Below are 11,813 nucleotides of genomic sequence, written 5' to 3'. Positions count from 1 at the left end.
CATCGGTCCATTTGTCAGCTCTTTTCTCTGGAGAAGATCATGAAAGCCACCACAATCTCGACACTGCGTCAGTTAAAGCAAGACAAGAAAAAATTCGCCACGCTGACGGCTTACGATTTTAGTTTCGCTAAATTATTTGCAGATGAAGGTATTAGCGTTGTTCTGGTTGGTGATTCACTGGGTATGACCATTCAGGGTCATGACTCCACTCTGCCTGTCACCGTTGAAGATATTGCCTATCATACCCGTGCAGTACGCCGGGGTATGCCTGCCGGACTGGTTATCGCCGATCTGCCATTCATGTCCTATGCCACCCCCGAACAAACCTTTGTTAACGCAGCAACGCTGATGCAAGCTGGCGCGAACATGGTGAAACTCGAAGGTGGGCGCTGGCTGGCTGATACGGTTCGTCAGCTAACCGAACGCGCAGTACCTGTCTGCGGGCATATTGGTCTGACGCCACAATCGGTTAATATTTTTGGTGGCTATAAAATCCAGGGGCGAGATGCAGATGCCGCGCAAGCCATTTTCGATGAGGCTCTGGCGCTTGAAGCCGCTGGAGCACAACTGCTGGTATTAGAGTGTGTCCCGGTCAAGCTGGCGCAACGTATTACCGAAGCCCTGATAATCCCGGTGATTGGTATTGGAGCAGGTAACGTAACCGATGGTCAGATCCTCGTGATGCATGACGCTTTCGGTATTACCGGCGGCCATATTCCTAAGTTTGCCAAAAACTTCCTTGCACAAACCGGTGATGCACGAGCAGCGGTTCGCCAGTACATTAGCGAAGTTGAATCCGGTCAGTATCCGGGCGATGAACATAGTTTTCAGTAAAGGAGAACGGTTATGTTAATTATTGAGACATTACCGCTGCTGCGCCAGCAGATCCGTCGTTTCCGTCAGGAAGGTAAGCGCGTTGCTCTGGTGCCGACGATGGGTAACCTGCATGAAGGTCATCTGACGCTGGTTGAACGCGCTAAAGCCAGTGCAGATATCGTGATAGTGAGTATCTTCGTCAATCCGATGCAGTTTGAACGTCAGGATGATTTGGCCCGTTATCCACGTACCCTGCAAGACGACTGTGAAAAACTGAACCGTAAAAAAGTTGATTTAGTGTTTACCCCGGCGCCGGCGGATATCTATCCTCAGGGACTGGATACCCAGACTACGGTTGACGTACCGGGTATCTCAACCATTCTTGAAGGCGAGAGCCGCCCTGGCCATTTCCGTGGTGTATCAACGATTGTCAGTAAATTGTTTAACCTGGTACAACCTGATATCGCCTGTTTTGGCGAGAAGGATTATCAGCAACTGGCGTTGATCCGCAAAATGGTCGCAGATATGGGTTATGACATTGAGATTATTGGTGTCCCGACCGTCAGAGCCAAAGATGGCCTGGCGCTCAGTTCCCGTAATGGTTATTTGAGCGCAGATGAGCGTAAATCAGCCCCGGCACTCAATCAGGTTATTACTACGCTGGCCCAGAGCCTGCTGGACGGACAACGCGACCTTGAGTCGATGACACAGCTTGCTAACCAGGTTCTTGAACAGAAAGGCTTCCGGCCTGATGCACTGGATATTCGTGATGCCGATACCTTACAGCCGCTGGCTGAGGGCAGCCAAAGAGCCGTTATTTTAGTGGCTGCCTGGTTAGGTAAAGCACGCTTGATTGATAATCAAGTGGTTAAACTCGTCCCGTAGACAACATTATAAAAACGGGTAATACTGCGTCCATTCATTGATGATGCTGACAAAGTCGGTTGAAAAGGATGACAGAACATGGGCGTTAATAGCCCGGAAGTCATCAACCAAAAAGGTTTAGTTATGATCCGCACCATGCTGCAAGGCAAGTTACACCGCGTCAAAGTGACCGTGGCCGATCTCCATTACGAAGGCTCCTGTGCAATAGATCAGGACTTTTTAGAAGCGGCCGGAATTCTCGAATACGAAGCCATTGATATCTACAACGTGACTAACGGAAAACGTTTTTCTACCTACGCTATCGCTGGCGAACGTGGCTCAAAAATCATTTCTGTTAATGGCGCTGCAGCTCACTGTGCATCGGTGGACGATATTTTAATCATCGCCAGCTATGTCACCATGCCGGATGAACAAGCCCGTACCTGGCAGCCTAAAGTGGCCTATTTTGACGGCGCTAATGAGATGAAACGTCTCGCTAAAGCGGTGCCAGTCCAGGTTGCCTGATGCCCTCCCCGTCTGTTTTTCAGGCGGGGTACTTGCTGACTAATATTCTCGTTCGAGCAGAACAAAAGGCGGGTTCTTTTGTTGCTGATGCCAGAGACTGGTCACTGACTCTCCCCCTGCCGTTACTATATATTCCCGAAAAGTCTGGCTGGACAACAAAGTGCGATTTTCACTCATCGTGCAGAGTAACGATAAGCTGGCGCCGGAAATCACTTCACAGAAATCATGTTTATTACTGAGTAATGCTGCGGCACGATAAGGTGCTTCACCGGTAATATCAGTGAGAAAAATCACCCCATCACCAGAATCACAGGCATGAAGTGCATCGCACATCATTCGCGCCAGCATATTAGTACTCAGCCCTTTTTCAAAGTTGACTGCACAGCACTGAGGCTGCGGCCCCAGGCGTTTTTCAAGTGCATCCAGCATGTCCCGGGCATAGGACTCATGTCCGGCAATAATCCAGCCTAGCATAGGCATCATCCATGGTTAGTAAGCAGCAAGAACTCCTGTCCTCCTGTCACCAGGAGGACAAAACAAAGATATCAGGAACGCAATCCGGTACCACGTTCAATCAAATACCAGCACAGCAAATAAAAACCAACAATAAAGCTGACGAGTACTCCGACAGTGGTTATCAGAGACACGTCCGCTATCCCCAGGAAGCCAAAACGGAAACCACTAATCATATAAACGATAGGGTTCAGCTGCGACATAGCCTGCCAGAAAGGCGGTAACAGGGTCAGGGAATAGAACACTCCGCCCAGATAGGTCAGCGGGGTTAAAACAAAGGTTGGGATCAGGCTGATATCATCGAAAGATTTCGCAAATACCGCATTCAATAATCCCGCCAGGGAAAACAGTACTGCGGTTAATACCAGGGTCAGGGCGATAAACAGCCAGGAGTGTACCTGGAAGGGAACGAAAAATAACGACACTATGGTGACCAGGATGCCAACACACAGACCGCGCGCAACGCCACCGCCAACATAACCGGCAATAATAATATGGGTCGGAACCGGGGCCACCAGCAGTTCTTCAATATTATGCTGGAACTTGGCACTGTAAAACGATGACGCCACATTAGCGTAGGCGTTAGTTATTACCGACATCATAATAAGGCCAGGAACGATAAACTGCATATAACTGAAGCCATGCATCTCGCCAATACGTGAACCAATGAGATTACCGAAGATGACAAAATACAATGACATGGTAATCACTGGCGGTACCAGGGTTTGTATCCAGATTCGGGCAAAACGATGGACTTCTTTAACCCAGATACTTTTCAGGGCGACCCAATATAAATGCATCATGCCTGAGCTCCATTCACCAACGTTACAAACAATTCTTCAAGACGGTTAGCCCTGTTACGCATACTCAGCACCTGTACCCCTTGTGCGCTGAGCTGACTGAACACGCTATTAATGCCCTGCTCACGCAACACTTCGACTTCCAGCGTTGAGGTATCGACTAAACGATAGCGATAGCCCTCCAGTACCGGCAGCGGGCTTTTCGGTGCTAAATCGAGGATAAAGGTCTCGGACTCTAATTTTGCCAGCAAAGACTTCATCGAGGTATTTTCTACCAGCTCACCATGCTGAATGATGCCGATATTACGGCAGAGCATTTCCGCTTCTTCAAGATAGTGTGTGGTGAGAATAATGGTCGTGCCTTTATCGTTGAGATCTTTCAGAAATCCCCACATCGAACGTCGTAGCTCAATGTCGACGCCTGCGGTTGGTTCATCGAGGATCAACAACTTCGGCTCATGCATTAAGGCACGGGCTATCATTAAACGGCGCTTCATGCCGCCTGATAACATCCGCGCACGTTCATTGCGTTTTTCCCACAAGTCGAGCTGTTTTAAATACTTTTCACTGCGTTTAATCGCTTCAGGACGTTCTACACCATAATAGCCAGCCTGATGGACCACTATCTGCTGTACCGTCTCAAACGGGTTAAAGTTGAATTCCTGGGGAACCAGTCCAAGCTGACGCTTGGCATTGACCACATCTTTTTGCAGGTCATAGCCAAAAACGCGTACATTCCCGGAGGTTTTATTAACCAGTGAACTGATAATTCCGATCGTCGTTGATTTACCGGCACCGTTGGGGCCCAGTAAGGCATAAAAATCTCCTGCCTCCACGCGTAAATCAATGCCGCGTAAAGCGCGGACACCACCAGGATAGGTTTTGGTTAACTGTTCCAGTTCCAATGCAATTGTCATGGGTATTCACTTACCTTTTCGATACTGTATACAAAATAATTTGAGCTACCGGGAGATATCCAGTCAAACCAAGGTACCCGTAGCTTTAAGTATGACGTGTATAATAATTTAAGTTGCCCTATATTAGCTGAACGCAATCATTCAGTTACAGGCAGTTCACCTTTTATGACCGATATCGATACGATAATCCGTAACAATGAACAATGGTCTTCTTTAATCATTAATGAAGATCCAGGGTTTTTTGAGCGACTCGCACAAACCCAAAAACCCCGTTTTTTGTGGATTGGCTGTTCCGACAGTCGTGTACCTGCGGAACGTCTCACGGGGCTTGAACCTGGTGAACTTTTTGTCCATCGTAATGTAGCCAACCTGGTTGTACATACCGATCTGAACTGTTTGTCTGTGGTTCAGTACGCTGTGGATGTACTTGAAGTTGAACATATCATTATCTGTGGCCACTACGGCTGTGGCGGTGTTCAGGCCGCGGTGGATAACCCTGAACTCGGTCTTATCGATAACTGGTTACTGCATATTCGCGATTTATGGTTTAAGCATAGTTCGCTGCTGGGTCAATTACCGCCAGAAGAACGAATGGATGCTCTGTGTGAGCTCAATGTTATGGAGCAAGTCTACAATATTGGCCACTCAACCATCATGCAATCCGCCTGGAAACGCGGCCAGAAAGTGACTGTTCACGGCTGGGTTTATGGTATCCATGATGGACGCTTACGGGATTTAGAAGTCACGTCAACCAGCCGAGCCTCACTGGAACAGGGTTACCGCTGCGGCATCGCGAATCTTAAGCAAACCAATCGCGGTCATCGCGAGTTAGCATCTTCTCAATAAACTTAACCGATGTAGTTAGCGATAACGGCCTTTAAAGAGGTTTTGAGTTGCTGTGGAGTATCAGAATGCGATGACAGGGCCTGTTCAGGCCCTGTTACTGAGAGTTTTTACTCGTCCAGCATCACAACTTTGCCAACATAAGGCAGGTGGCGATAGCGCTGGGCGTAGTCAATGCCATAGCCGACGACAAACTCATCGGGAATAGAGAAACCAACGTACTCAACCGGAACCTGGACTTCACGACGGGTAGGTTTATCCAGCAGCGTACAGATAGCCAGTGATTTAGGCCCACGCAGACTGAGGATCTCGCGCACTTTACTCAGTGTGTTACCAGAGTCGATAATATCTTCGACAATCAGCACGTCCTTGCCACGAATATCTTCATCAAGATCTTTCAGGATTTTCACATCACGCGTGGTAGACATGCCGCTACCATAGCTAGAAGCAGTCATAAAATCGACTTCGTGAGAAACCTGGACTTCACGGCATAAGTCAGCCATAAACATAAATGACCCACGCAGTAATCCCACCAGCACCATATCACTGCCACTATCGCGATAATGTTCGGTTATCTGACGACCCAGTTCCGCAATACGGGCTTTAAGTTCCGCTTCCGGGATCATGACTTCAACGGTATGTTTCATTAACTATATATCTCACTAATTTTTATATATTAATCTTGCATTCAAGTTGTTCATTTCAGTAGAAATTGATACACCGATTGATATACGGATAACTGCACAAAGCCGAAATGATACGCAAGCATGAACACAGAGGAATTGAAGGAGTATACAATATTGGGAGGATTTCTGGCAGCACTACGAGAATTCCCATAGTGAATGTTTTATCCGCACCGCGTAATAATGCCAACCTATCGAGAGTATTTTATGCCCAGTAAAACTGAATCATACTAAATACGATCAATAAGTTAGCATTATATCCTGACTAACTGCCGTGCAAATCATGCCCGAACAGCGCCGCGTCATAGGAGTTAAAAGCGGTATTCGATGCCGCCCTGTACGGTGCGTCCGCGGCCTAAAGTATTGCCTAAGGTTTCACCATAGCTGACCACATAGGCCCTGTTAGTGGCATTTTCTACGGACCCGCGTAACATCAGATTATCCGTCAGGCGATAGCTGGCGTAGAGATCAAACAGGGTATAGCGCGGCCAGTCCGCCAGATAGGGGGAGTTGCTTGGAATGCTGTGATCCTGATATCCAGGAGCAAAACGTACCGTAACGCCTGCATCCAGTTTACGCTCGAACGCACGTCCGCCTAAGGTAAACGAGCCACGATCGCCGGGCAGAAGCGACGATGAACTGAACTGGCTGCCTCCGTCGCAGATCACAGCATTGTTTGCCTCATCATTTGCTTCCCAGTACCAATTATTGGCGCTCCCCGCCCCTTGTTGCTTGCCACCCAGCCAGGCTTTCCGTGAACAGAATTCGTTTTTGCCGATCATACGTGTATAAGTAAAATCGGTATAAATAAAGCCCATATCGTAATTGAGTTGATACTCAATTCCACGGAAACGGGTATTGTTGAGGTTATTCACATAGGCAGCATTACCCAGCCCCGGTTGTGTGATGCCGGGCTTCTCACGGTTAATTGCCATACTGATATAATTTGACACTTGAGTATCGAAGTAAGCCGCTTTAAACGCCAGGCGATCCTCTTCCTGTAGCAGACCGGATTTCAACAGATTCACGCCTACTTCCCAGGCACGGGAGCGCTCTGCCTTCAGGAACGGGTTAGGGAACTGTGTAGAACTGCCGTGTGCGCTGCCGCTGGTGAGGGTTTCCGTGATCGCAGGCGGGCGCCATGAACGTCCCCAGGTGGTATACATCTCAAGCCACTCCACGCCTGGCCTTATCGCCAGCGCCATGGTTGGCGAGACGCGCGAGTGCTCACGATCCACCGACCATTCATGATAAGAGTTGGAAATAATACAGCCGCTCAGACGGCGTTCGGTACAGGGGTTATCAATAGTATAAGTGGCTTCCGGATAGTTCATTCCGGTAATACCACGCAGGCGATAGCGATCGTAGCGTAGCCCACCTTCGACTGTTAACCAGTCGTTATATTCATAAGTTAACGTAGAGAACAGGCTAAAAATAGAACGATTCCCGCTGGGGGTCACGCCTTCCATATCCTCAGATGTTGAGCGACTGGTGGATTTATCATAGTAATATTCAACACCGTAATTTGCTTTCATCAGGTGTGCCGGAGCAAGAGAGAAATGCGACGTGTTTTGTAACTGCGCACCATAGGTACGAAGGCGGGTTTTTGTCCAGTAATCGTCAGAGGTTTCGCTGCCCCAGGAATCCCCCTGCGAATCGGTATCTACGTAGTAGAATTTGGTGTGCAGATCAATCAACTGACTATCGTGCGGCGTAAAGTTATAATCCACCACGGCGCTACGCGCCATCACCTTCTCGTAACCAGTCTGTTTCCAGCCTAAGATCCGGTCATTCCCGTCGCCAATTGCTGTCAGCGTACTGGCCGTCGGCGAATTCACCTGAGTTTGTAAATAGCTCAGCTGCAAGCGCTGGTCATCAAACAGATTCCAGCCAACCTTCGCCATATGCGACAACATCTTATAACGACTGTCGGTGATCTTATTATTCTTTAACGCGTGGGCATAGCGATCGTAATTGCCGGTATCGTTGTTGATACGAATATTGCCGATCTCACCTTGGTTTCCCGGCCAGTAATCGTCCAGATCGCGCTCGCTGGCAGCCAGCAGTATATCCCCTGTCTCATTGCCAAACGCCAGCACGCCGCTACCGATAAAGCGGGTACCATTGTCGCCAGTACTTGCGTGTAACTTGCCGCCCAGTTCTTTGCCTTCATGGATAAAATCACTGGCATTCAGTGTATTAAATGTGGCTATACCGCCAAGTGTACCCGCGCTACCCATACCACCGGTTGTGCCTTTATCGATGGTCACCCCACTTAGCAGTTCCGGATCGATGTACATCGTGCCATTACGTTGCCCGTGACCGCTTTTCTGGAAGTTCATTCTCATTCCATCGATGTTCATATTGACACGGCCATAGTCCTGAATACCGCGAATATTCACCGACAAAGCGGGATCCTGCTGGCTGACGCTGGAGTAAACGCCAGCCGTCTGTTCAAGGATATCCGCCGCATGCCGTGCAGGTCTGTCATCCAACTGCTTACGATTGATCACGCTGACAGAGCGAGGTTGCTCATAGACCCAGTCATCGGGACGGTATTTTAAAGGGGCAACCACCACCATAGTTTCATCTTTCACAGATGCACTGGTTGGGCGCGCACGGAGGATAACCTGGCCATTATCACCCACTTCCGTAGTGACAGGATTGTTGCCAATCAGCTGACGTAGTGCACCGGCCACCGGCATCGAACCGTTCAGTGGCTGCGACGTCATCTCCTCTACCGTACGATCTTCAAATGAAACCTGCACGCCGGACTGCTCGCCAAAGCGTAGCAGAGCACTTTGTAGCGATTGCGAGGGAATAGCGAATTTTTTGCTGTTATTTAATATCTCAGCCGTCGGTGAAGCAACCTGGCTGAAGGCTGGCGTTGCCAGCGCTAAAGTCAGCGATAGGGTAAAAGCAAGAGGATCGCGGCCTTTGCATAAATGGGGGAGTAGCTGATGCATGTGTTTACTCGATTATTGTTGATAATAGAAATCAATCTCATTCAACAATAAAGACGTGCGATAGGCATTAACCCGTAAAAAATTTTAATAAAAAGTTAAAAATATGTACGCTCGAGGAAAAATACGTCCATACCGACCATCAGAATCAGTACATCAGCGTCATGCCAGGCAACGTCACTAATTCCGCACCCAGCGTCTGACGCAAGGTTTCGATGGCGTTTTCAGAGGTATTGAGAGTGAAAGTACCACTGACTATCCGTTTTCTGAGCGTCGGGTTAACGACGATAACCTTTTGGTTTTGATAGCGGTTTATCTGCGCTACTGCGTCGCTGACCGGCTGTTTGTCGATAATTAACCAGCCGCGTCGCCAGGCAAACTGCGAGGGTGAAACCGAGTGTCGTACCAGGTGATTATCAGCATAGCGCGCGCCCTGCTGTTCAGTCAGCACTAAAGACTGCCCTTGATAACTGACCCGGACACTGTGTTCATGCACCGCTACGTCCGCACCTCCGCCGTTAAGATCGATACTAAACTGTGTCCCAAGAGCCTGGGTCATGCCGCCCTCCGCTTCAACGCGAAAAGGCCGTATCTCGTCTTTGCCAAGCGGAGCAACAGTAAACCAAGCGTTTCCGGACAGAAGCCTGACGCGTCGCTCCTCATTATTAAAATCAAGCGCAATGGCGCTATGGCTATCGAGATCCACTCGGCTACCGTCCGGTAGCGTTACCTGGCGTATTTCTCCGGTGGCCGTGTAATAATCAGCCTGCCAGCGCAGCCAGGCATCGGGAAGCAGAAACAGCGCAGGCAATGATGCCAGTATGATAACGGCCGCTGTCGCCCAGTGAGACCAACGGCGACGATTTATCACCTTAGTGGTCAGGGGAACCACAGTGGAAGCGTCTGCCTTCAAGAGAGCGTCAGCAGAAGTTGAACGGGACAACGTGCCGAGCATAATCCACTGTTGCTGCGCCTTAATCAGCGCATCGGCGTGCTGCGGATCGCCCTCAAACCACGCGGTCATTTCCCGTTCTTCATCCTCGGTCAGCGATCGCTCGGCCATTTTCACAGCCCATAGCGCGGCCTGCTGTCGTATTGCCTCACTCGAGTGACTCATTTCACTGATTCCTGACTATCCGGGTTTATTATTAAGACGTTTGAACGGGATAATTCCCGTAAAAAATATCATTATTTCTGTATTCCACACATCATGGCGGCCAGCGCCTGCGCCAGATGTTTTTCGACGGTACTGAGCGATACGCCGAGCCGCGCCGCAATTTCCGTCTGAGCCAGGCCTTCAAACCGGCTGAGACGGAAAATGGTTTGCGTCCGCTCAGGCAGGGTCAACAATTGGGCAATGATGATCTCGACCTGCTGATGGTCAATCGCGCGCTGTTCAGCGCCGGGCTCGCCGCAGGGAAAGTGGACCATCTCATCATCACTGAACGCGATGGTTTGCCGCCGCTGCTGCTGGCGATAATGATCGAACAACAAATTCTTGGCCGTGCGGAACAAATAAGATTCACTATCCTGGATTTTTCCCTGCGGATAATGCTCGGTGAGTCGTGCAAAACTTTCCTGCATCAGGTCATCAGCCAGCTGCGCGTCATTCAGCTGGCTTTTCAGGTACGCCAACAGCGGCCGGGCATGACGCTCAAACAGCACCTGCAGCTCAATATTGGACATTAACTTTTCCCGGACGGCAGCCATCAAAGCGAGTATAAATCACATAAATAATTCTCATTTTCAATGAGAAAAAGAAATTTTAACCGAAAGTAAACAAACCGAATAATTTCAAGCATGAACAAAATCGCGCTGTTCCTTAACGCATTTTTATCTATTTTGAATATCGTTAACGATTAAAAAGGAACAGAAGACCTCTTAGTCAGCCTGTGCAAGACGCTGCTCTAACGCCTCGATAAACATTCTGACCTTTAGGGGAACCAGCCGGGAAGTGGGATAGACAGCCCAAATATTCAGCGTCTCCGGCTCGGCATCCTCCAGTACAACCTCTCTCACCACGCCGGACTGAAGGAAAGGGGAGGCATACCAGCGGGAGACATTGGCTATGCCAAGCCCTCCCACACAGGCTTCGAATATCGAATCGATTGAGCTCGCCGCAAAACGACCTGACACCTTCTGGCGAATACGCTTTTCTCCGCATTCAAAAGTCCAGTGTGATGTGCCTATATTAACCAGACAACTGTGGGATAGCAGATCGCTGACTAATTCAGGCGAGCCCCATGCACTCAGATAAGAAGGTGCAGCGCACAGTACGCGTGGGTTAGCCGCCAGCCGCCGGGCGACCAGCCGATTATCACGCAGCGGGGCAATACGTATCGCCACATCAATGCCTTTATCAACGATATCCAGCTGTTCATCGGTACTCAGCAAGTCAACACGTAGTAAGGGGTGTTGCTGCATAAACGCGGGTAACCCAGGCGCGATAACCCTTCTGCTAAAGGCTTCCGAAGCCGTTATTCGTAGATGCCCGGTGAGCGCGCTACCTTCAGGGCGCAGATCTGCCAGCGCATTCGCCTGCCCTTCCAGTAAAGAAACCGCGTGAGGATAAAACATCTCTCCGTCACTGGTGGGTGAAAGTGAGCGCGTGGTGCGGTGCACCAGCCTGACACCGAGTTCCATTTCAAGGTTATTCAAGCTTCTGGAGGCCGCCATTGAACTCAGAGAAAGCCGTCGTGCAGCACCCGCCAGACTACCGGCTTGCACCGCTTCAACAAAGACTTCAATATCCTCAAACTTCATTATCTCGATTTCCGTTACACTGACCTAACATATTACACATCTACACTATTTTTCGTGATAGCGCCATAGTTAGCCTCAAGTCGCGGCCCCCACAATTTCAACGTCTGAGATTTGTGGCAGGAGGCC

The 11,813-nt window shown here is 49.5% G+C and carries 12 protein-coding genes; 4 read left to right on the top strand and 8 right to left on the bottom strand.

Annotation, left to right across the window (positions count from 1 at the left end):
- Positions 1-39: 39 nt before the first annotated feature.
- The 3 genes from panB to panD all read left to right on the top strand — a co-directional run bounded on the left by panB (position 40) and on the right by panD (position 2,205).
- Entirely contained in the window at positions 40-834 is a 795-nt protein-coding gene (panB, locus tag M2387_RS18470; protein ID WP_259051500.1) for a 3-methyl-2-oxobutanoate hydroxymethyltransferase, read from the top strand.
- Between the two features lie 12 nt (positions 835-846).
- Positions 847-1,701 (top strand): pantoate--beta-alanine ligase, encoded by an 855-nt coding sequence (gene panC / locus M2387_RS18465; RefSeq protein ID WP_259051498.1) that lies wholly within the window; start codon positions 847-849, stop codon positions 1,699-1,701.
- 123 nt (positions 1,702-1,824) lie between these two features.
- On the top strand, positions 1,825-2,205 hold the full coding sequence (panD, locus tag M2387_RS18460) for an aspartate 1-decarboxylase (RefSeq protein ID WP_259051564.1): 381 nt from the start codon (positions 1,825-1,827) through the stop codon (positions 2,203-2,205).
- 39 nt (positions 2,206-2,244) lie between these two features.
- Here panD and M2387_RS18455 read toward each other — a convergent pair whose 3' ends face one another.
- The 3 genes from M2387_RS18455 to M2387_RS18445 all read right to left on the bottom strand — a co-directional run bounded on the left by M2387_RS18455 (position 2,245) and on the right by M2387_RS18445 (position 4,435).
- Positions 2,245-2,679: a PTS sugar transporter subunit IIA gene (locus tag M2387_RS18455; protein ID WP_259051496.1), complete on the bottom strand. Its 435-nt coding sequence runs from the start codon at positions 2,677-2,679 to the stop codon at positions 2,245-2,247.
- A 71-nt stretch (positions 2,680-2,750) separates the two neighbouring features.
- The gene (locus tag M2387_RS18450) at positions 2,751-3,521 is read right to left on the bottom strand and encodes an ABC transporter permease (protein ID WP_259051493.1); all 771 of its coding nucleotides are present in this window, start codon (positions 3,519-3,521) and stop codon (positions 2,751-2,753) included.
- Positions 3,518-4,435, bottom strand: coding sequence for an ABC transporter ATP-binding protein (locus M2387_RS18445; RefSeq protein WP_259051491.1), 918 nt, complete (start codon positions 4,433-4,435; stop codon positions 3,518-3,520). Before M2387_RS18445 ends, M2387_RS18450 begins: the two co-directional genes overlap by 4 nt.
- A gap of 165 nt (positions 4,436-4,600) precedes the next feature.
- Here M2387_RS18445 and can point away from each other — a divergent pair, with 165 nt between their 5' ends.
- The gene (can, locus tag M2387_RS18440) at positions 4,601-5,281 is read left to right on the top strand and encodes a carbonate dehydratase (protein WP_259051488.1); all 681 of its coding nucleotides are present in this window, start codon (positions 4,601-4,603) and stop codon (positions 5,279-5,281) included.
- A gap of 107 nt (positions 5,282-5,388) precedes the next feature.
- Here can and hpt read toward each other — a convergent pair whose 3' ends face one another.
- From hpt to M2387_RS18415, 5 genes are all read right to left on the bottom strand, one after another.
- The gene (hpt, locus tag M2387_RS18435) at positions 5,389-5,925 is read right to left on the bottom strand and encodes a hypoxanthine phosphoribosyltransferase (protein WP_259051487.1); all 537 of its coding nucleotides are present in this window, start codon (positions 5,923-5,925) and stop codon (positions 5,389-5,391) included.
- A gap of 347 nt (positions 5,926-6,272) precedes the next feature.
- Positions 6,273-8,927 carry a TonB-dependent receptor gene (locus M2387_RS18430; RefSeq protein ID WP_259051486.1) on the bottom strand — a complete coding sequence of 885 codons (2,655 nt, stop codon included), beginning with the start codon at positions 8,925-8,927 and terminating at the stop codon, positions 6,273-6,275.
- A 145-nt stretch (positions 8,928-9,072) separates the two neighbouring features.
- A complete protein-coding gene (locus M2387_RS18425) occupies positions 9,073-10,041 on the bottom strand; it encodes a FecR family protein (RefSeq protein ID WP_259051485.1) in 969 nt (322 codons plus the stop codon).
- A 71-nt stretch (positions 10,042-10,112) separates the two neighbouring features.
- A complete protein-coding gene (locus M2387_RS18420; protein ID WP_259051484.1) occupies positions 10,113-10,610 on the bottom strand; it encodes an RNA polymerase sigma factor in 498 nt (165 codons plus the stop codon).
- Positions 10,611-10,805: 195 nt separating this feature from the next.
- Positions 10,806-11,687: a LysR family transcriptional regulator gene (locus M2387_RS18415; RefSeq protein WP_259051483.1), complete on the bottom strand. Its 882-nt coding sequence runs from the start codon at positions 11,685-11,687 to the stop codon at positions 10,806-10,808.
- Between the last annotated feature and the right edge of the window lie 126 nt (positions 11,688-11,813).

The sequence above is a fragment of the Klebsiella sp. BIGb0407 genome, assembly GCF_024807845.1.
In the GTDB taxonomy this organism is placed as follows: Bacteria; Pseudomonadota; Gammaproteobacteria; order Enterobacterales; family Enterobacteriaceae; genus JGM124.
The sequence above is the reverse complement of the archived record's forward strand: the minus strand, read 5'-3'. Positions and strand labels throughout refer to the sequence as shown.

Excerpts from the sequence above, each read along its gene's own strand:
- panB (WP_259051500.1), top strand. The coding sequence starts at position 40 with ATGAAAGCCACCACAATCTCGACACTGCGTCAGTTAAAGCAAGACAAG.
- hpt (WP_259051487.1), bottom strand. The coding sequence starts at position 5,925 with ATGAAACATACCGTTGAAGTCATGATCCCGGAAGCGGAACTTAAAGCC.
- M2387_RS18425 (WP_259051485.1), bottom strand. The coding sequence starts at position 10,041 with ATGAGTCACTCGAGTGAGGCAATACGACAGCAGGCCGCGCTATGGGCT.
- M2387_RS18415 (WP_259051483.1), bottom strand. The coding sequence starts at position 11,687 with ATGAAGTTTGAGGATATTGAAGTCTTTGTTGAAGCGGTGCAAGCCGGT.
- panC (WP_259051498.1), top strand. The coding sequence starts at position 847 with ATGTTAATTATTGAGACATTACCGCTGCTGCGCCAGCAGATCCGTCGT.
- can (WP_259051488.1), top strand. The coding sequence starts at position 4,601 with ATGACCGATATCGATACGATAATCCGTAACAATGAACAATGGTCTTCT.
- M2387_RS18420 (WP_259051484.1), bottom strand. The coding sequence starts at position 10,610 with ATGTCCAATATTGAGCTGCAGGTGCTGTTTGAGCGTCATGCCCGGCCG.
- M2387_RS18445 (WP_259051491.1), bottom strand. The coding sequence starts at position 4,435 with ATGACAATTGCATTGGAACTGGAACAGTTAACCAAAACCTATCCTGGT.
- M2387_RS18450 (WP_259051493.1), bottom strand. The coding sequence starts at position 3,521 with ATGATGCATTTATATTGGGTCGCCCTGAAAAGTATCTGGGTTAAAGAA.
- M2387_RS18455 (WP_259051496.1), bottom strand. The coding sequence starts at position 2,679 with ATGCTAGGCTGGATTATTGCCGGACATGAGTCCTATGCCCGGGACATG.
- panD (WP_259051564.1), top strand. The coding sequence starts at position 1,825 with ATGATCCGCACCATGCTGCAAGGCAAGTTACACCGCGTCAAAGTGACC.
- M2387_RS18430 (WP_259051486.1), bottom strand. The coding sequence starts at position 8,927 with ATGCATCAGCTACTCCCCCATTTATGCAAAGGCCGCGATCCTCTTGCT.